The 18,453-nt window shown below is 65.5% G+C and carries 21 protein-coding genes; 10 read left to right on the plus strand and 11 right to left on the minus strand.

Annotation, left to right across the window (positions count from 1 at the left end; all coding sequences use genetic code 11):
- The first annotated feature begins 105 nt into the window (after positions 1-105).
- The 6 genes from AC5RVN_RS12150 (at position 106) to AC5RVN_RS12175 (ending at position 4,353) form a co-directional block, all read left to right on the plus strand.
- On the plus strand, positions 106-1,074 hold the full coding sequence (locus tag AC5RVN_RS12150; protein ID WP_494138089.1) for a hypothetical protein: 969 nt from the start codon (positions 106-108) through the stop codon (positions 1,072-1,074).
- Positions 1,074-1,505 (plus strand): phage holin family protein, encoded by a 432-nt coding sequence (locus tag AC5RVN_RS12155; RefSeq protein ID WP_494041666.1) that lies wholly within the window; start codon positions 1,074-1,076, stop codon positions 1,503-1,505. The genes AC5RVN_RS12150 and AC5RVN_RS12155 overlap by 1 nt, the downstream gene beginning before the upstream one ends.
- The gene (locus tag AC5RVN_RS12160) at positions 1,502-2,176 is read left to right on the plus strand and encodes a DUF3618 domain-containing protein (RefSeq protein WP_494138090.1); all 675 of its coding nucleotides are present in this window, start codon (positions 1,502-1,504) and stop codon (positions 2,174-2,176) included. The genes AC5RVN_RS12155 and AC5RVN_RS12160 overlap by 4 nt, the downstream gene beginning before the upstream one ends.
- A 109-nt stretch (positions 2,177-2,285) precedes the next feature.
- Positions 2,286-3,470, plus strand: coding sequence for a YihY/virulence factor BrkB family protein (locus AC5RVN_RS12165; RefSeq protein ID WP_494106036.1), 1,185 nt, complete (start codon positions 2,286-2,288; stop codon positions 3,468-3,470).
- Positions 3,471-3,819: 349 nt separating this feature from the next.
- The gene (locus AC5RVN_RS12170) at positions 3,820-4,077 is read left to right on the plus strand and encodes a hypothetical protein (RefSeq protein ID WP_494040545.1); all 258 of its coding nucleotides are present in this window, start codon (positions 3,820-3,822) and stop codon (positions 4,075-4,077) included.
- A 99-nt stretch (positions 4,078-4,176) separates the two neighbouring features.
- Positions 4,177-4,353 (plus strand): CsbD family protein, encoded by a 177-nt coding sequence (locus tag AC5RVN_RS12175; protein ID WP_494138091.1) that lies wholly within the window; start codon positions 4,177-4,179, stop codon positions 4,351-4,353.
- Between the two features lie 99 nt (positions 4,354-4,452).
- Here the strand turns inward: AC5RVN_RS12175 and AC5RVN_RS12180 are convergent, their stop codons facing one another.
- The 3 genes from AC5RVN_RS12180 to AC5RVN_RS12190 form a co-directional block, all read right to left on the minus strand.
- Positions 4,453-4,926, minus strand: coding sequence for a Dps family protein (locus AC5RVN_RS12180; RefSeq protein WP_494040543.1), 474 nt, complete (start codon positions 4,924-4,926; stop codon positions 4,453-4,455).
- Positions 4,927-5,037: 111 nt separating this feature from the next.
- Positions 5,038-5,715, minus strand: coding sequence for an O-methyltransferase (locus tag AC5RVN_RS12185; protein ID WP_494138092.1), 678 nt, complete (start codon positions 5,713-5,715; stop codon positions 5,038-5,040).
- 73 nt (positions 5,716-5,788) lie between these two features.
- A complete protein-coding gene (locus AC5RVN_RS12190; protein ID WP_494106040.1) occupies positions 5,789-6,112 on the minus strand; it encodes a thiamine-binding protein in 324 nt (107 codons plus the stop codon).
- 121 nt (positions 6,113-6,233) lie between these two features.
- On the opposite strand from AC5RVN_RS12190, the gene AC5RVN_RS12195 reads away from it, so the two are divergent.
- Positions 6,234-6,884: a TetR/AcrR family transcriptional regulator gene (locus tag AC5RVN_RS12195; protein WP_494040540.1), complete on the plus strand. Its 651-nt coding sequence runs from the start codon at positions 6,234-6,236 to the stop codon at positions 6,882-6,884.
- Between the two features lie 142 nt (positions 6,885-7,026).
- The gene (locus tag AC5RVN_RS12200; RefSeq protein ID WP_494040539.1) at positions 7,027-7,251 is read left to right on the plus strand and encodes a hypothetical protein; all 225 of its coding nucleotides are present in this window, start codon (positions 7,027-7,029) and stop codon (positions 7,249-7,251) included.
- A 480-nt stretch (positions 7,252-7,731) separates the two neighbouring features.
- On the opposite strand, the gene AC5RVN_RS12205 is transcribed toward AC5RVN_RS12200, so the two are convergent.
- The 4 genes from AC5RVN_RS12205 to AC5RVN_RS12220 all read right to left on the minus strand — a co-directional run bounded on the left by AC5RVN_RS12205 (position 7,732) and on the right by AC5RVN_RS12220 (position 10,364).
- Complete coding sequence (locus tag AC5RVN_RS12205) at positions 7,732-8,043, minus strand: AzlD domain-containing protein (protein ID WP_494106042.1); 312 nt, start codon at positions 8,041-8,043, stop codon at positions 7,732-7,734.
- A complete protein-coding gene (locus AC5RVN_RS12210; protein WP_494138123.1) occupies positions 8,040-8,867 on the minus strand; it encodes an AzlC family ABC transporter permease in 828 nt (275 codons plus the stop codon). Before AC5RVN_RS12210 ends, AC5RVN_RS12205 begins: the two co-directional genes overlap by 4 nt.
- Entirely contained in the window at positions 8,864-9,397 is a 534-nt protein-coding gene (locus AC5RVN_RS12215) for a DoxX family protein (RefSeq protein ID WP_494106043.1), read from the minus strand. The genes AC5RVN_RS12210 and AC5RVN_RS12215 overlap by 4 nt, the downstream gene beginning before the upstream one ends.
- Positions 9,398-9,464: 67 nt before the next feature.
- Complete coding sequence (locus AC5RVN_RS12220; protein WP_494138093.1) at positions 9,465-10,364, minus strand: glycerophosphodiester phosphodiesterase; 900 nt, start codon at positions 10,362-10,364, stop codon at positions 9,465-9,467.
- A gap of 49 nt (positions 10,365-10,413) precedes the next feature.
- Here AC5RVN_RS12220 and AC5RVN_RS12225 point away from each other — a divergent pair, with 49 nt between their 5' ends.
- Positions 10,414-11,769, plus strand: a complete 1,356-nt coding sequence (locus tag AC5RVN_RS12225) for a DUF445 domain-containing protein (RefSeq protein ID WP_494138094.1) — start codon at positions 10,414-10,416, stop codon at positions 11,767-11,769.
- 100 nt (positions 11,770-11,869) lie between these two features.
- On the opposite strand, the gene AC5RVN_RS12230 is transcribed toward AC5RVN_RS12225, so the two are convergent.
- A complete protein-coding gene (locus tag AC5RVN_RS12230; RefSeq protein ID WP_494040535.1) occupies positions 11,870-12,619 on the minus strand; it encodes a LamB/YcsF family protein in 750 nt (249 codons plus the stop codon).
- Complete coding sequence (locus AC5RVN_RS12235; RefSeq protein ID WP_494106046.1) at positions 12,603-13,403, minus strand: hypothetical protein; 801 nt, start codon at positions 13,401-13,403, stop codon at positions 12,603-12,605. Before AC5RVN_RS12235 ends, AC5RVN_RS12230 begins: the two co-directional genes overlap by 17 nt.
- Before the next feature lie 152 nt (positions 13,404-13,555).
- Here AC5RVN_RS12235 and AC5RVN_RS12240 point away from each other — a divergent pair, with 152 nt between their 5' ends.
- On the plus strand, positions 13,556-14,872 hold the full coding sequence (locus AC5RVN_RS12240; protein WP_494106047.1) for an MFS transporter: 1,317 nt from the start codon (positions 13,556-13,558) through the stop codon (positions 14,870-14,872).
- Between the two features lie 36 nt (positions 14,873-14,908).
- Here AC5RVN_RS12240 and AC5RVN_RS12245 read toward each other — a convergent pair whose 3' ends face one another.
- Both AC5RVN_RS12245 and AC5RVN_RS12250 read right to left on the minus strand, forming a co-directional pair.
- Positions 14,909-17,251 carry a glycoside hydrolase family 65 protein gene (locus AC5RVN_RS12245; protein ID WP_494138095.1) on the minus strand — a complete coding sequence of 781 codons (2,343 nt, stop codon included), beginning with the start codon at positions 17,249-17,251 and terminating at the stop codon, positions 14,909-14,911.
- Between the two features lie 143 nt (positions 17,252-17,394).
- Positions 17,395-18,144 (minus strand): HAD family hydrolase, encoded by a 750-nt coding sequence (locus AC5RVN_RS12250; protein WP_494138096.1) that lies wholly within the window; start codon positions 18,142-18,144, stop codon positions 17,395-17,397.
- Positions 18,145-18,453 lie beyond the last annotated feature (309 nt).

Genomic DNA, 18,453 nt, shown 5'->3' on the forward strand with positions numbered 1-18,453 from the left:
TTAGCAAGCGTACTTACCTTTTATTAGTAATCATGCTTATTATTTTAGGGCCAGTATCGCTGGTTCTTGATCAACAACCGGCCTTCTTGGAAAGAGAGAGCGAAGATGACAGAGAACCAATGGCCCGAGGATCCCGCCTACACGGCTCCGCCGGCCTCCACAGGAATTCCAGGGGAGCGAAGCGCCACCACTTTCCCGTCCGCCGCCACTCCACCATATGGAGATGCACCCGCCGGTGATGCCTCCGGGTCCCGAAAGGAAGCAGCGAAGGAAGAAGCAGCTGATGTTGCACGCACCGCGAAGGGCTCCGCGCAGAATGTAGCCCAGACCGCCAAGGAAGAAGCAGCCCACGTTGCCTCCGAAGCGAAGTCCACGGCCCAGGACCTGCTGTCCCAGGCGAAGTCCGGGCTTTCCAGCCAGGCCGGAACGCAGCAGCAGAAGGCCGCCGAAGGCATCCGGACCATCTCGGGCCAGCTGCAGAGCATGGCCGAGGCACCGGATCAGCAGGGCTTGGCCAGCGACTTGATCCGCCAGGCGGCCCAGCGCAGCGAATCAGTGGCGTCCTGGCTTGAGAACAAGCAGCCGGGTAACCTGCTCGGTGAAGTCCAGAGGTTCGCCCGCAACAAGCCCGGCACGTTCCTGCTGCTGGCAGCAGGTGCCGGCGTCCTGGCCGGCCGGTTGACCCGCGGCCTCACCGCAGGCACCACCGAAACGTCATCCACCACCGGCACTGCTGGTACGGCAGGACTGGCCGGCCAGTACTCCAGCCCCTACGGCGACCAGTACACCGAGGGTTACACGCCTGCCGGTGGAACGGTCCCTCCTCCCCCGGTCCAGCTCCCCGGTCCGGCCACCACAGCCGGTTACGACGCCGGCGCGCCCGGCAGCAGCTATCCCGCGGCTGGGCGTCCCGCCAGCCCGCTGGACAGCCCCCAGCTGGTGGAAGAGGAGCCTTGGTCCGGAACCCGGACAGCCGAGGACCCCTTGGGTGACCCCCGGCTTGCCGCTGATCCGCTGGATGACGACCCCCTCGCCCGCGACCGCCGCGCCGGCGGGCAGGCAGGCGGACTCTGATGAGTAGCCAAATTCCGGAGCCTGCTCCGAGTGAGGCGCATGTGAAGGCGGACAACACGTCCCTGGGTGAGTTGCTCGGTGATGTCACACGGGACCTGTCCACCCTGATGCGCCAGGAAGTCGCCCTCGCCAAGGCCGAGCTGAAGCAGTCCGCCACGAAGGCAGGCAAGGGCGGCGGGATGCTCGCCGGCGCCGGCGTGGCCGGGCACTTCGTCCTGGTGTTCCTGTCCCTGGGGCTGATGTTCGCCCTGGGCGCGCTGATGCCGCTGGGCTGGGCCGCTGTGATCGTCGCCGTGATCTGGGGCATCATCGCCGCGGTCCTGGCCTCGATCGGCCGCAAGGAACTCAAGCAGATCCAGGGCCTGCCCCAGACGGGCGAAACACTTTCTGAAATTCCCCCAACCCTAAAACCAGGTGAGGTAAACCGATGAGCGATAACCCGGATGCAATTCGTCAGGAAATCGAAGAAACCCGTGCGCGCCTCGGCACCAACGTGGACGCGGTCGCGGACAAGGTCACCCCGGCCAACGTTGTCCAGCGCCAGACCGACAAAGTCAAAGACACCGTGAAGGACGCGGTCAGCGGGGTTAAGGAGAAAGTCATGGGAGCAGCAGACACCGCCACCTCCACGGTCCAGGACAAGGTCTCCTCCGGGACCGGGCACACCGGGAACGCCCTGCACAGCACCGGCGATACCCTGCATGGGGCCAAGGACAACGTCAGCGCTAAACTCTCCGACGCCGGAACCGCGATCTCCCACGCACCGGCACAGGTCAAAGCCCAGGCCCAGGGCAACCCGCTGGCCGCCGGGCTGATCGCGTTCGGCGCCGGGATGCTCATCTCCTCCCTGATCCCGGCCAGCCAGAAGGAACGCGAAGCGGCCCAGCAGCTCAAAACCGCTGCCGAACCCCTGGCCGGAAAGGTCACCGACGCCGCCAAAGACGTCGTCCAGGACCTGAAGGAACCCGCCCAGGAAGCCATCCAAAGCGTCAAGGCCACCGCCACTGACGCCGCCCAAAACGTCAAAAACGAAGGCCAAAGCGCCGTCACCGACGTCAAAGACCGCGCCACCGACGCCAAAACCAACGTCCAAAACACCTGACCCGCCACTAACGCGGCACAAAAAGGCACGAGCACCATCTGAGAGGCCGGCCCCGCCACCGCGCGGAGCCGGCTTCTCGGATTAAGCACCCTTATCGAGAGGACACCCCATGGCCACTCATGACGCATCCGAGAGCAGCACGGCCAAAGCACGCCAGGCGCCGGATCCAAATGATTCCCGGAAACCGGACAGCCCAAAGGACCTGGACAAGCCGAACTGGAAATACATTGCCAGGAAGACGCTGCGTGAGTTCAGCAAGGACCAGTGTCCGGACCTTGCTGCTGCACTGACGTATTACGCGGTGCTCTCGCTGTTCCCGGCCATACTCGCACTCGTCTCGCTGATCGGAATCTTCGGCGACCCGCAGAAAACTACCGATGCCCTGCTGCAGATCGTGCGCGGTTTCGCCCCTGCAGAAACCGTCAACACCGTCAGCGGCACCGTTTCGGACCTGGCAAACGCACCGGCGGCAGGATTGACCCTGGTCCTCGGCCTTGCCACCGCTCTATGGTCCGCGTCCGGATACGTTGGTGCTTTCGGCCGTGCCATGAACCGCGTCTACGAGGTGGATGAGGGGCGGCCGTTCGTCAAGCTGCGCGGCACCATGCTGGTGGTAACCCTTCTGGCGGTAGTCATCATCGCGATCCTGGCCGGCATGCTGGTGCTCAGCGGCCCGGTGGCGGAAGCGGTTGGCGGCCTGATTGGCCTCAGTGGTGTTTTCCTGGCCATTTGGGATATCGCCAAGTGGCCGGTCATGGTGGGGCTCATCATCGTGATCATCGCCGTCCTTTACTACGCGACGCCCAACGTCAAGCAGCCCAAGTTCAAGTGGATGAGCCTTGGCTCAGGCATTGCCCTGTTCGTCTTCCTGCTGGCCTCACTGGGCTTCGGCTTCTACGTGGGCAACTTCGGCAACTACAACAAGACGTACGGCGCCCTGGGCGGCGTAATCGTAATGCTGCTGTGGCTGTGGATCCTGAACATGTCCTTGCTCTTCGGCGCTGAGTTCGACGCCGAGATGGAACGGGGCCGCCAGCTCCAGGCCGGCATCGAGGCTGAAGAAACCATTCAGCTGCCGCCGCGCGACACCAAGAAGAGCGAGAAGATGCAGAAGCAGGAGGAAGAGGACATCCAGCACGGACGGGAACTGCGTGAGAAGTACAGCGCGCAGAACGGCAAGGATGCGGAACCCGGCCAGAACGGGGACCAGGACCGGAATGACGACCAGCCTGCTCAGCCTCACCGCGACCGGGTGCGGGACAAGTTGCGCGAACGCGGCACGGGCCGCGACTGACCGGGGAGGGACCAGGGAGACAACGGCAGGCCGTTCGCCGTTGTCTCCGGGGACTAGGCAGGACCTTCAAGATGGGGGAAAATTGTCTTGGAGGTCCTGTTCAGGTTTCCCGGGTCAACAAGGTGGCCCGGGGCGAAGGCGGGGTCGGCGGTGAGATGGCCTCTTCTGAGACCGAGGCCAGTCCCCCCAGTCGCCGTCGGCCCCCTCGAATGCAGCGGCGCGACTGCCCGACTGGACAAAGTGAGCTCAGCTGCCATACCTTCATGATTACTCTGCTTGGCTTCCCGGAGCCTGCAGGTCCGCTGAAGCAGATACGGCGGCATCACGGTCGACCCCGAATGAGCGAACAATGCCTGCTACACATTTTGAACAATTCATCGCCGAAGCAGTCGTCGCGGACAGGGAACCCGGACTGGGCCTCGGACGGGATGAGCTGTACGGGCTTTACACGAGCTGGTGCCTGCTCCAAAAAGCCCCGCTTCAGGCTCCGGAAGCCCTCTGGGATGCGCTGCAGGCACAGGGTATTAGCCCGGACAGCAACAACTTGTCCATGACCGGTCCAGCCGCTGCTGACTACATCGTTGCCAGCGCGCCTGACCTGGTCTGACGTTCCGATCGGGCCTGTTGAAGCTGCCTTCGGCTGGTTAGCATAAGGCATGGCTGGCGGTATACCGTCCGCCGGCCATCCGCCGAAGGGAGAACCGCCATGGGTTTGGACGACAAGATTGACAACGCAGCCGAAAAGTTGAGTGGCAAGGCCAAGGAAGCTACCGGCGCGGCCACCGACGACGAGGGCCTTCGTGCTGAAGGCCAGATGGACCAGGCCAAAGCGGACCTGAAACAGGCCGGCGAAAAAATCAAGGACGCTTTCAGGAAAGAATAAGCCGACCGGCAAAAACCGGGCCTGGCAAGGGGCTGCTGCGGATACCGCGGCAGCCCCTCTTCGTGTGTCCGTACCAGTTCTCCTGGCACCGGGGAAGGATCAGGCAGGCTCCGTGACAGGGGCCGTGGCGGCCATGGTCTCGGCGTTGACCATCCAGGCCAGCTGCTCCAGGCGTTCAATCGCGGCGTGAAGCAGATCGGCGCTGGTGGGGTCTTCCTCGTCCACTTCATCATGGACGTCCCGCATCGTCTGGACCGTGCGTTCGAGCCGGGCGGTAACAAGTTTGACGGTGTCCTTCGTGCTGGTCAGCCCTTGCGGAAACTCCTCCAGCCGGCTGCCCGCCGAAACCGTGCTGCTCCGGCCGTCCGGAAGGGCTTGCAGAGCCCTCATCCGTTCTGCCGTCTGGTCGGCAAAGAGGCGGGCGGCCAGAATAATTTCGTCCAGCTGAAGGTGCAGATCGCGGAAATTGGTGCCCACGAGGTTCCAGTGGGCCTGCTTACCCTGCAGGTGCAGCTCAATGAGGTCCGTGAGCACCATTTGCAGGTTGCCGGCAAGGCTGGGCGAAGCTTTCATCATTTTCCTCCACTGGTGCTCCGGGCCCGGCTGCGGACCAGCCGGCGAATAAATCTAAGCATACTTACCAATTCGGACAGGCAGCCAGCCCGGCAGTTCCGCCCCGGGAGGCTAACGGATACGGGCCAGCGCGAACCCGTCCCACCCCTTGGAGCCCACTGTCTGAATGACTGTGGCGTCGAGCCTGGGATGCCCGCCCAGCAACCTGAGGGCGTCAACAATTCCCTTCGCGTTGACCGGATCCATCCCGGGATCGAGCACAGCGCCTTCCCAAATGGTGTTGTCCAAAACCACTGTCGCCCCCGGACGACCGAGGCGGACGGCCCACTCCAGGTAGCGGCTGTTGTTCTCCTTGTCCGCATCAATGAAGATGAAGTCGAAAGGTTCCCGGTCTTCCTCCGCCAACGCCGCCAGGGTATCCAGGGCTGGTCCGAGCCGGATCTCGACTTTCTGCCCCAAGCCTGCAAAGTCGATATTGGCCCAGGCCACTTCGGCATGCTTCGGCAGGAACTCGCACGTAACCAACGTGCCGTCGTCGGGCAGGCCCTGCCCCATCCAGATGGTGCTAAAACCGGCCAAAGTGCCTATTTCCAGGATCCGGCGGGCGCCCGAGAGCTGAACCAGAAGCTTGAGGAGTTTGCCGGCATTTGGTGCCACTTCGATAGCCGGCATGCCTGAAGCGGCGGCGGATCGCACTGCGCGGAGCACGGCGGGATCCGGGTGGATTACGACGTCGGACAGGAACTGCTCCGTTGCAATCCACTCCGGCCGGGGCTTGTGCTCGAACATGGGCACAGTTTGGCACGCGGCCACGCGCGGGTCCAGAGTTATTAGCCGACGACGGCGGCCGGCACGTCCGCGTTCAGGAACCGTCGGTAAGCGCTTCTTCGAGGCGTTCAACCTTCGCGGCCAGCTCCCCCGAGTAGCCGGGCCGGATGTCCGCCTTGATGACCAGCGAAACGCGGCTGCCGTAATGTCCTACCGCCTCAGTGGCGCGCTTTACGACGTCGAACACCTCATCCCATTCGCCTTCGATGGTGGTGAACATGGAGTCGGTCTTGTTGGGCAGCCCCGATTCCCTGACGATCTTTACGGCGGCGGCAACGGCGTCGTGAACGGAAGCGTCGGCGGGCCGGGCACCTTCGGTGGGGGTACCGGACGGGGCGACAGAAAACGCAAGCAGCATGAAGCCCAGTGTGCCATGGCACCGGCTGCACCGCAGCGCAGGAAGCCCGGCGGCATTGTCACAAAACCCCCTACCCTCCAGTAACGGTGAACGCCGGAGGCTCCGTTGCTAACCTTTTGGCATGAGCCTCGCAGTTGCCCGCAAGCCGCTCCGCGCCGATGCAGCGCGGAACGTGGACAAGATCATCACAGCGGCGCGCCAATGCTTCCGCGAGTTTGGCCCGGAAGTACCACTGCAGACCATTGCAGCAACAGCCGGGGTGGGTCCAGCAACCCTTTTCCGTAATTTTTCGGACAAGGAAGAGCTGGTGCTTGCAGCCCTCAACCGGCAACTGCGGCTCACCGTGGATCCCGTCGTGGACGGCGCCCTGGCAGATATCGACGCCGCCGCCGGACTGCTGCGGGTGCTGGAAGCCCTGATGGCCGCTGCCAGCGAGGACGCCAACCTCCTGGGAGCCGTTGCCGGCCGCCGGGAACTCCTGACCGGCATCACGGGTTCGCTGATGGACTCGATGGGCGTGCTGCTGGTACGCGGCCAGGGCCAGGGAAGCCTGCGCAGTGATATCTCCATGACGGACATGTTCCGGCTGCTCGCAATGCTCATAGGAGTGGTGGACACGATGGAACCCGGATCCGATGCGTGGCGCCGTCCGCTGGCCTTGGTGGAGGACGCCATCCGGTCTGTCCGGCCCAGCCGCCCGCTGCCAATCCATGTGCCGCTGCCAGCTCCTTCGCTGAGCGGCCAGCAGCCGATCCAGCCCCAGGAATCCTGACTTCGGGACGCCGATATCCCCCATTGTGGGCCTCCTGCGGGTGCAATACACTTCAAGTGGGTTACGCAGCCAGCCTCTGTTCCTTCAAGATGGAGCCACCCATGCCACAGTTCCTGCACCTCCGGCCCGCGGCCGCAGCGCGATGAACAGTTCAAGGCTTTTCCACTACATCAACGATCCGCGCGGCCCCGAGGAAGTTCTTCCCACCCTGCCGGCGGAGGAACTGGCAAAACTGTTGGATGCCCTCTTCCAGAACCTCGATACCCCGGAGCCCGAGTTCGGGGCCCAGGCCTGGTACGAGCTGGCAGTTGAAGAAAGCTCGCGCCGGTCAGGTGAACCAGACCGCGCCGCGCACGGGGTAGCCTGACCACTTTCCCACGATGCCGGGACCAGTGCCGGGACGTCTCCCGATTCACCGGCCCCGAGTTCTCGTTGCCTCGCCCTGCTTTGTCTTACCTTGCCCTCCTTTGTCCTGCCTCGGCTAGTCGCTGTCCGCCGCTCTCCTGGCCCGGATCTCCCGGCCCACAAGGGCGTGCAGCGCCGGAACCTGCGACGCCGGATCGACGTCCATGGCCAACCTGAGACTTTCGGAGAGGGCCTCCAAGTCCTCGGCAGGGACGTCCGAAATACTCGAGAAACGTGCAAAGAAGCGTTTGGCGGGCAGTCCCGCGCGCCATCGGGAATTCTTATGCTGCTGGGTTCTTCCGGCCCTTGCCCCGGACGCGTGCAGTTGATTTTCCATCGTTACCATTCATGCGGGTCGTCGGGGCCAACTGCTTAGCCGATCCCATAGTACAAACCCGCCACGGGCAAGAAAAGGGACCCGCGTGATGTTCTTGGCGGGGGTTCAGCTCCAGCCCAACATCCGGAGCAGCGCCGCAGTTCCCGCTCCGGCCACCACCACCAGGAGAAACGGGGCCCGGAGCACCAGCGCAATCGCTGCTGCAGCCAGTGCACCCAGCCGCGCATCAGCCGCCAGCGACTGCCCTGAAGCCACCGCGTTAACCACCGTCAGGGACGCCAGCAAACCGATCGTCATGGTGCCTGCAACCCGCGACATCCGGGGGTTCTGCAGCAACCTCGCCGGAACGAAGTAGCCCACCAGCTTCCACGCGTAGGCCAGAACACAGGCAATCAGCAGCCATGCCCAGAGACTCATGACTCCGCCCCCGGAGTACTGCTTTCTCCGCCGGGGTAGTGGCCCTTGCCATGCCCGCCGGGCTCCTTACTGCGGGGCTCGTCGTAGGCCTCCTTGTGGTGAGCCCCGTGGCGGTGGTGCTCCCGGTACGGCTCCACGTCCGGTTCCAGGCCCTCGTCGCTCCGGCCGCGGCTGAACCAGCCGAGAAGGGCGGCCACAACCGCCGCCACCAGAATCGGCACGCCGGCCGGCACGAGCGGCACGGCCAGCACTGTTGCCCCAGCGCACACCACCGCAATCGCAATCGGTTCGCGGCCCTTAAGCCTGGGCCAGAGAAGGGCCAGGAACGCCGCCACTGCTGCCCCATCCAGTCCCCATTGCCGGGGGTCCCCCAGCCCGCTTCCGGCGAGCGCCCCCACCGCCGTGAAGAGGTTCCACAACACGTAGATCCCGATGCCGGCTGCCCAAAAACCCCGGCGCTGCTCCGCGGGATCGGTCTGGCCGGTGCTGGTGGCGGCGGACTCATCGATGGTTACCTGCGCGGCGACGTACTTGCGCCACCCGGTGGGGTGCAGGAGGGCGTTGAGCTGCATGCCGTAGATGCCGTTGCGCATACCCAAAAGGGTGGCTGCGCTCATCGCTGCGATGCCTGAGCCGCCTCCGCCCACTACCCCGATGAAGGCGAATTGCGAGCCACCGCTGAACAGGAGCAGGCTCAGCGCCATGGTCTGCCAGAAGTCAAGCCCGGAGGTGACGGAGAGTGCGCCGAAGGATATCCCGTACAGCCCGGTGGCCACGCTGATGGAGAGTCCCACACGCACGGCAGGGGACGCCGGAAGTTTCACCGCCACGGACTCGAGCCCGGGCTGCGGAGGCTCCACGCCCAGAGGATCAGCGGCGCCTGGAGCGGGAAGCGCAGGGTGTGCACCTTGCGCTGCATCGGCGTCCCCTGCGGTCCGTAGGCCCGGCGAAGGGCATCGGCATGACCGGCCAGAAATCCGGTGAACATGGCGGTGAGGGCGGTTGCGGCCGCTTTGCGCGTCACCGGGACGAGGATGACCACGGCGGCTGCCAGTTCCAGCAGGCCGCTCACCGCAATCCATTCGTCCCTGGTCATGACGGCGAAGGGCCGACCGGCGCTGGACTTGTGGCCGCCGTCGAAGGCAGCAGTTCCACTGGCGGGAACAGCGCCGGCCTCAGCGCCGACGTGCCCCGTTCCTTGCTGTTGCGGGTCGATCAGGCAGAGGTAGTCGGGCACTACCTGGCGGTAGAAGCCGGGATCGCGGAAGTGTTTCATGGCGCTCACCAGCAGCAGGGCGCTCATGGCTGCAGCGGAAAGGCTCTGGCGGGCCCGGCCGGACCGGGGAAAAGGCATGGCTCCACTCAACCACAAGCGTGGCGGGGCGCTGAAACGGCCAGGCTTCCCGCATTCTCCGCCAGGCCTACCCGGCCTGCGATGAAGCGACCTGCAGCTGGCTGAGGACGCGGGCCGGCACGTTGGTGGTGATCTCGTGCATGCCCAGGCCTTGGCAGAGCGCCACGTCCTGCTCCGAGTCCACGGTCCACACCCGGAAACGGCGGCCCCGCTCCAGCCACCGCCGGATGGTGGCCGGGTGCTGGCGGACATAATCCACTCCGGGACCGGCCAGCCCAACCTCGCCGTGGTCCAGGATGCGCTCACCTTCAAGCTGCGCAGCCTTCAACACGTTGGCGATCGCACCGCCAGTGATCAGTCCCAACCCCATCTCTTCACGGAGCTCCCGCACGTCCACATCATCCACGAGCTGGCAGATGTACCCGGCCGGTACCGACCGCAGCAGGCGGCGGACAGATTCGGGGCTGAAGCTCATGAACGTCACCGCAATGTTGTCCAGAGCTGAGCTTTTGGCGTCCCACCCCTCGCTCCGGAGGACTTCGAGCACGCGGTCCTCCAGCTTGAGCTGGTACGGGCTGGGGTGCTTCAGCTCGATGGCCAGCCCCACAGGACGTCCGGCACCGCGGAGGATCTCAAGCAGTTCGGAAAGGGTCAGGAACTGCTCGGACTGGGCACCGTAAATCTCGGGGATGCGCGCACCCTTCCACGATGAAAAGTCCAGGCGGCGCAGCTCCCGCAGGGTCCGCTCGGCCACCGGCCCGGTGCCGTCCGAGGTGCGGTCCAGGTTGGCGTCGTGCAGGAGGATGACGTGCTGGTCGCGCGTGAGGTGGACATCGCACTCCACCCCGTCCGCCCCGTCGGCGAGCGCCTGCAGGTAGGCCGCGCGGGTATGTTCGGCAAAGGCGGCGCTTGAGCCGCGGTGGGCAAAGACCAGCGGCCGCTGCGGCACTGACTCGTCGGTAGTCATGGAGACACGGTAGCCGACCTGCCCGGCGCTGCGGGACTAGGCTTGGCACATGCAGGTGAACTCTGAGTCAACTACCCGGGAAGCACCCACCAGTCCTACTCCTTCGGCCCCGCCCCGCGGGATGGGCCCGGCGGCCGGTCCCGCCGTCGGCCGCCACCTCGGCGAGGGGGACGCGGAAAAAGCGGCAGCGCTGCGGAAAATGAAGCTGTTGGCGTTGGGGCTGCTTGTGGCCATGGCAGTGATCTTTGTGTTCGCGTTCGCACTGCAGAAGGAGTACCCGTGGCTCCAGTATGTGCGCGCTGCGGCTGAGGGTGGCATGGTGGGCGCACTGGCTGACTGGTTCGCCGTCACCGCCCTGTTCAAATACCCCATGGGCATCAAGATCCCGCACACCGCGATCATCCCGCGCCGGAAGGACCAGATCGGGGCCTCGCTGGGCGAGTTCGTGGAAACCAACTTCCTCTCCGAGCAGGTGGTCCAGGACAAGCTGGCCAGCGTGAACATCGCGCGCCGGGCCGGCCAGTGGCTTGCCACACCGGCCGGGGCCGAGCGGGTAGCGAAGGAGGGTGCCGCCGCCATCCGGGGCGTGTTCAAGGTCCTGAATGACGACGACGTCCAGGCGGTCATTGAGGGCATGGTCCGCAAGCATCTGCTGACTCCGCCGTGGGGACCTCCCGTGGGCAGGATGGCGGAGCGGATTTTCCACGACGGGCACCACCACAAACTGGTGGACCTGCTGGTGGACAGGGCCGCGGACTGGGTGGACGACAACCACCACACCGTCACCCACCTGGTTTCGGACCGCTCCCCCACCTGGGTTCCGCAGTTCCTGGACGGCATGGTGGGCGACAAGGTGTACGTGGAACTCCTCAAGTTCGTCCGCGCAGTGCAGGCTGACCCGAACCACGAGGTGCGGCAGTCCATCGACAAGTACCTGAACGACCTGGCTCAGGACCTGCAGCACGATCCGGCCATGATCGCCCGCGCCGAGGACATCAAGGCACAGGTCCTCGGCGATCCGGAGGTGCGGGAACTCGCCTTCCGGACCTGGGGCACCGTCAAGAACGCGCTGCTCGGGGCCGTCGACGATCCGGACAGCGACCTGACCATCAGGTTCAAGGCAGCAGTCCGCGACTTTGGCTCACGCCTGGTCAACGATCCGGAACTCGCCGGAAAGGTCAACGCCTGGATCGGCGACGCGGCGGGCTACCTGGTGCGGACGTACCGCTCCGACATTGCCGGGGTCATCACCGATACCGTGGCGCGCTGGGATGCAGAGGAAACCTCGCAGAAGATTGAACTCCAGGTGGGCAAGGACCTGCAGTTCATCCGGATCAACGGCACCGTGGTGGGTGCACTCGCCGGGCTCACGATCTTCACGGTGGCGCACCTGATCTTTGGGTAATTGCCCGGGTCGTTGGCGCGGACAGAACCCCCACAACGCACAGATGCTCCGGCGCAGCCTGCTGAGGGCCGGGCCGGAGCATCTCCGCGTTGCGGGGAATCTAGGCGAAGGACTCCAGTTCAACGCCGGCGGATTCAAGGCCGGCCCTGACTGCTGCAGCCATCCCGACGGCGCCCGGGGTATCGCCGTGGATGCATAAGGAGTCCGGCCGCACCCCGACCAGGGTCCCGTCCACGGCCAGCACCTCACCTTTGGTGGCCATGCGCACCGCCCGCTCGACAATAGCGTCGACGTCGTGCAGGACAGCGCCCTCCTGCGAGCGCGGCACCAGGGTTCCGTCAGCCAGGTAGGCGCGGTCCACGAAGGCTTCGATGAAGGTGGGGTGGCCGGCTTCCTTGGCCTGTTTCAGCAGCTCCGAACCGGGCAGGCCGAGGATGGGCAGCCCGGGGTCGTAGGAGTTCACTGCCGCCACCACTGCCGAGGCCTGGTCTGCGTCGCGGACCAACCGGTTGTACAACGCACCGTGCGGCTTCACGTAGTCAACGGAGGCGCCCACAGCGTGCGCGACGCCGTCGAGCGCGCCGAGCTGGTACAGCACGTCGCCGAACAATTCGTCAAAGGACATGTCCAGTGAGCGGCGGCCGAAGCCGGCAAGGTCCCGGTAGCCAACGTGCGCGCCGACGGTGACGTCCAGCTCATAGGCGGCCCTGCAGCTGTCCAGCATGGTGACGGGGTCTCCCGCGTGGAAACCGCAGGCCACGTTGGCGCTGGTGACCAGCCGGAACATGGCGGGGTCGTCCCCCATGTTCCAGGAGCCGAATGATTCGCCGAGGTCAGCGTTGAGATCCAAGGTTGTTGCCTTCCAGCGTCAGGTTGTCCGGTGCGGCGGCATTGAGTTCGCCGGGGATGGTGTCCGGCATCGGGCCGAACGCTTCCTTCGCGTTGGACACCACTGCCCGCCCCATCATGAGGTTACCGGCTCCGCCCACCACTGCGCCGATGCCGAACGGCAGCGCCCGGCCGAACAGCGCAGTGCCCTGGCGCTTGAGGAGGTTCTTGAGGAAGGCTTTCTGGATCCGGTTCCGGACTGAACCGAAGCCGGGCATCGATTTCGAGAGCACGTTGCCCCACGCGCTGGAGGCACTGACGCCGTTGCCCGCGGCCTGGCCGCTGAGCGTTCCGAGCAAGGCGGTGCCTTCCTCACCAAGCATCAGGGCCATCACCATGGTGCTGGCCTTCTCCGGGTTGGTCAGGCGGATACCGTGCAGTTCTGCAAGTGAGGTGGCGTAAAGTGCGGTGGCTTCCAGGAATCCAACGGTCGCGGCCGCGGAGAGGCCCAGGGAGGCCACGGTGCCAACACCGGGGACAACCGCGGTGGCGCCCACTACCGCCCCGCCGCCAGTGACGGCCCGGAGGTAGTCGCGCTCCAGGATGTCCGCCAGCTGGGCGGCCGTGGCACGCGGGTGCTTGCGCTGCAGCCTGCGGATGTAGGCCAGGACCAGCGGGCGCTGGATCTCCACTGCCTTCAGGAGCGTGTTGTGCACGCCGGGCTTGGGTTTGCCGTCCGCGTCAAAAACGGCGTTGTGGGCGGTTTCGTGTGCGATTCGTACTGCGGGATTGCTGCGCCTGGCCATAGTCACCTCTGTTGGTCTCGCCGGCCGCGTCGGGTGCGGCCTTTCCTAATACTAAGGTTGCTTAACACTAGGCCACGGCACCGTCCCCACGTGGTGACGGGGGGCAGCGGCCCGCTGTCCCGGGTCTGCGCCCAAAGCCTAGACTTAACCCTATGCCCGCTCCCAAAGCCCTGCGGCCGTTTGCCCACCGCGAGTACCGGGTCCTGATTTCGGCGCTGGCAATCTCCATTTTTGGCTCCGGCATGTGGGCCGTGGCCATGGTCTACCAGGTGATCCACCTGGGCGGCGGACCGCTCGAGCTGTCCCTGGTGGCGGCCGCCGGCAGTGTTGGCCTGGTGGCCTTTCTCCTGGCCGGCGGAATCGCGGCGGACCGGATACCGCAGCGCCGCCTGATCATTGCTGTGGAAGGAACAAACCTTGCCGTGATCGCCGCCGTCAGCGGGCTTGCCCTGACAGGGTGGCTGCAACTTTGGCACCTGGCCGTAGGCGCCTTTGTGCTGGGTGTCGGAGCCGCTTTCTTCTTCCCCGCCTACTCGGCCATCCTGCCGCGCATCCTTCCTGCCGAGGACCTGCTCGCCGCGAACGGTGTGGAGGGTTCCATGCGGCCGGTGCTCCAGCAGGCTGCCGGTCCCGCCGTGGCGGGCATCGTTGTGGCTGCCCTCTCGCCGTCACACGCCGTGACGGCAGTGGCCGTCTGCCATCTCTCGGCCTTCATCATCCTCAACTTCCTGGGCCAGCACGCGCTGGACGCGCCAGTCAACGGGGCCGAGGACGGTTCGTTCGCAGCGGGGGCCGAGCGCGGCAAACCATCGTTCCTCCAGGACCTGCGTGAGGGTGTTATTTACACACTGCGCACACCGTGGCTGCTGTGGACCCTGCTCTGGGCATGCATCTCGGTCCTGTTCCTGATGGGTCCCATCGAGGTGCTGCTGCCGTTTGTGGTGCGCGACCAACTGGACGGCGATTCGCGCATGTTCGGCTTCCTCCTCGCCGTGATGGGCCTGGGCGCGGCCCTGGGATCGCTGGTCACAGCGTCCTTGAGGCTTCCGCGTCGCTACCTCACGGTGATGATGGTGTCCTGGGGTGCGGGCAGCCTGCCGCTGGCCGCCGTCGGGATCATGAACAGCTTCTGGGCGGTCGCCGCCGCGCTGTTCATCTGGGGCGTGACCGGCAGCGTGGGCATGGTCATCTGGGGCACGCTCCTCCAGCGGCGCGTCCCGCCCCATCTTCTGGGGAGGGTCTCCAGCCTGGACTTCTTTGTGTCGCTTGCATTGATGCCCGTGTCCATGGCCCTGGCAGGGCCGGCCGCCGAGGTCCTGCCCCTCTGGCTGATCTTCCTTGTGGCAGGCCTCGTATGCCCCGTCATGGCGGTCATCGCCATGGCGGTGGCGCACATGGCCGACGACGAACTGGCGCACCCGCTGGACAGGGCTCCTGTTGAGGAACGGTCGACGGCGGCCGGAGACTAAGCCGCCCGGCGGCGCTGGTCGCCGGCCGGGCGTTACCTAGCTGTTGGCGCGCACCACCGGAATGCTCGCCGTCGGATGTCCACTGGGGAAGACCGTGGGTTCCGGTTCCGGCACCGGCTCAAGTGCCACCCGGACGGGCTCGGCGCCCACGCTGAGCAGGCCGCCGCGCACGTCCACCTCAAGGGCACTGCCGTCCTGGACTGTCAGGGTGATGGCTTCGGCGTCGAGCTGGACCAGCAGCAAACGGCCACGGATCTTGAGGTGGAACGCCAGGCTTTCCCAGCCGGCGGGCAGGCGCGGATCGAAGTACGGGACCGGCCCCTGGTCCCTTAGCCCCGCAAACCCGCAGACGAGGGAGCTCCACACTCCCCCGGTGGAGGCGATGTGGACGCCGTCGATGGTGTTGCCATGGGTGTCGTCCAGGTCGATGAACACCGCGTTGGTGAAGTGCTCAAGGGCTTCGCGGGAGTACCCTACCTCGGCAGCCATGATGCCCTGGACGCAGGCGGAGAGTGTTGAATCGCCCGTCGTCAGCGGGTCGTAGAAGTCGAAGGCCCGCTGTTTTTCCCCGGCGCTGAAGTCCTGCCACTGCAGGAACATCGCCAGGACGGTGTCCGCCTGCTTCAGGACCTGGTGCCGGTAAATGACCAGGGGGTGGAAGTGCAGCAGCAGCGGGTACTTCGAACGGGGCGTGGTCCAGTCCCAGGGTTCGAGGTGCATGAAGTCGTTGTCCTGCGAGTGGACCTGCATGCGCTCGTCGAACGGCAGCTGCATGCGGTTCGCCGCCGCCTCCCACAGCTGCCGCTCCTCCTGGCTGACGCCGGCGTGCTCCAGTGCAGCGGCAGCCCGCAGGTTGAAGCGCGCCATGACGTTTGTGTAGAGGTTGTCGTTGACAACGGCGGTGTATTCGTCCGGCCCGGTCACGCCGTGGATGTGGAAGAGCCCGTCCTTGCCAAAGAAGCCCAGCGAGAACCACATGCGCGCGGTTTCGATCAGCAGCTCGGCGCCCATCCCGTCACGGAAGGCTGCGTCCCCTGTAGCCCAGACGTACCGGTTGGTAGCAAAGGCGATGGCGGCGGCAATGTGGAACTGGGCGGTGCCTGCGGCATAGTAGGCGCTGGCTTCGAGCCCATTGATGGTGCGCCAGGGGAACAGTGCACCGTCCACGCTGAGTTCCTTTGCCCGGACCTGGGCTTCGGGAAGGATGCCGTGGCGGAACTCCAGTACCTGGCGGGCGCCATCGGGGTTGGTGTACGTCAGGTACGGCAGGATGTACACCTCCTGGTCCCAGAAGTAGTGGCCCTCGTAGCCGGAACCGGTGACGCCCTTGGCGGGAATCCCGGCAACGTCCGCACGCGCGGTTGCCTGGGCCAGCTGGAACAGGTTCCACCTGATGGCCTGCTGCAGTTCAGGCTGGCCGGCCACCACGATGTCCGAGGTGGCCCAGTAGCGGCGGTAGTGCTCTTCGCTTTCGGCGAAGATGTCCTGGACCGAACGCAGGCTTCCTTCTGCCACCGCGGCGGGGTCAACAGAGGGGTCCTGGATCGCAGGGCCGGCCGCGTAGCTGACGCTCTTTTCCAGGCGGAACGGCTCATCCGTGCTGACCGCCAGGACGTAGCGGACGCTGCTGTCATCCTGGTCCACGAGGGTATCGAAGGGCTGGTGCCCTGCGGAGGTCCAGTGGTCCACCGCGACGCCGACGCGCTGCTTCGATTCTGCCGCCTCCCACGCCAGCCGGAGGGACCCGTCCCCGCCGTCAAGGCGCAGGGGCAGCAGTACGCGGCCGGCGTGGCGGCCTGCGCGGCGGGGATCGTGGACGGAGTGGTCCTCCACCGGCTGGTCCTGGCGGTTGATCACGGAGGAAGTGACGTCTACCGACACATCCCGGTTGGTGGCTACCTCCAGCGAGATGCCAAGGGCCCCCCGCGAAACGAAGCCCACGGCGCGCCGCTCGGTGGTGGTGACGGTCGCGCCGGAGCGGCACTGCCAGGTGATCCGGCATTCGTAAACGCCGGTGGAAAAATCAACGGAGCGCCGGTACTCCAGCACCTCGGATTCGGAGAGGCTGAGGGTTTCCCCGTCGATGATGACGGTGAAGTTGTTGGCGTCGGGGATGTACAGGATGCGCTGGCCGGTGCGGGCGAACCCGTAGGCGTTTTCAGCGTGCTTGATGTCCCAGATTTCATGCAGTCCGTTGATGAAGCTGCCGGGCAGGTCGGAGTCAGCTGCCGCCCAGTGTGCGCCGCGAATGCCCAAGTGGCCGTTTCCCAGCGCAAAAAGGGTTTCCAGTGTTCCCTGGGTACCCTGTTCGTGGCGTGTTTCCACCAGTTGCCAGGGTGTGTTGGGGAACCTTTCGCGGTCCGCTGAGATCAGAGCCATGGTGTTGAGGTCCTTGTGCGTGTATGAGGGCAGCTTTCTCTGGCCGCTGTTGGCGCGGCAGCCTGGGTTGCTGCTTACTGCTTACTTGAGTAATTCGTGGTGTCCCGTCACCGGGATGGGGGTGCCGGTACCGGCAGCACTGCCTACAGGAGTTCGTTGAGCTCGTTGACTACCACGGTGGCTCCGGCGTCGAGCAGTGTCTGGCGTCCGGCGCCGCGGTCAACGCCGACTACGGAGTGGAACGACCCGGCGCTTCCGGCCTGGACACCGGAGACTGCGTCCTCCACCACCACGCATTGCTCAGTGGGCAGGTTCAGGAGCCCGGCGGCGTATTCGTAGGTGGCGGGGCTGGGCTTGCCGGGCAGGTGCTCCCTGGCTGCCACCACACCGTCCACCACCACCGGAAAGTGGCTGCTCAATCCGGCGGCCTTCAGGACGGCCGGTGCGTTGCGGGAGGAAGAAACGACGGCGACCTTGAGTCCGCGGTCCAGCACGGCGCCAAGGAACTGCACGGAACCCTCGAAAGGCTCGACGCCGGCGCCCACGATGTCGTTAAAGATCCTGTTCTTCCGGTTGCCCAGGCCCTGCACGGTGATGTTGGCGGGGTCATCGTCAGTGGGACCCTCGGGAAGCACTATTCCGCGGGAGGCGAGAAAGTCCCTGACGCCGTCAAAGCGCGGCTTCCCGTCGATGTGGTCGAAGTAGTCGCTTGCGGTGTAGCCGGCAGCCTGCGGGTGCAGCGCGAGGTAGCTTTCGAACAGTTCCTGCCACGCCTGCTCGTGCACAGTGGCTGTGGGGGTGAGCACACCGTCAAGATCGAAGAGGATCGCAGAGGCGCCGGCCCAAGCGGCAAGTCCGGGGGTGACGTTGTCTGTAGCCGTGTTTTCGGTCATCAGCGGTGCGGTGTCCTTTCAGGACGGCGGGCAGCCTCGAAGGCGGGGATGCTTGAAAAAGGTGAGGCCTCGATGCCCTGGCGACATGCAACTGCGGAAGGCAACCGGCGCCACGGGAAACGCGGCGGCCGCAAGCTTGCTGATCGTCCTCCACTATCATGGACGTGGTGCCCCGTACAGGACAAGCCAGCGGAACCTTCGTTACTGGAGGCCAAGCCAAGGGCATCAGCCCTCATCCGGCCGCCGAAAACCGTCCGCACCGCGCTGATCTCCTTATCCGCCCAGCTCAGGGCCGATAGGACGGCCGAG

This window comes from Arthrobacter sp. sptzw32, assembly GCF_059089735.1.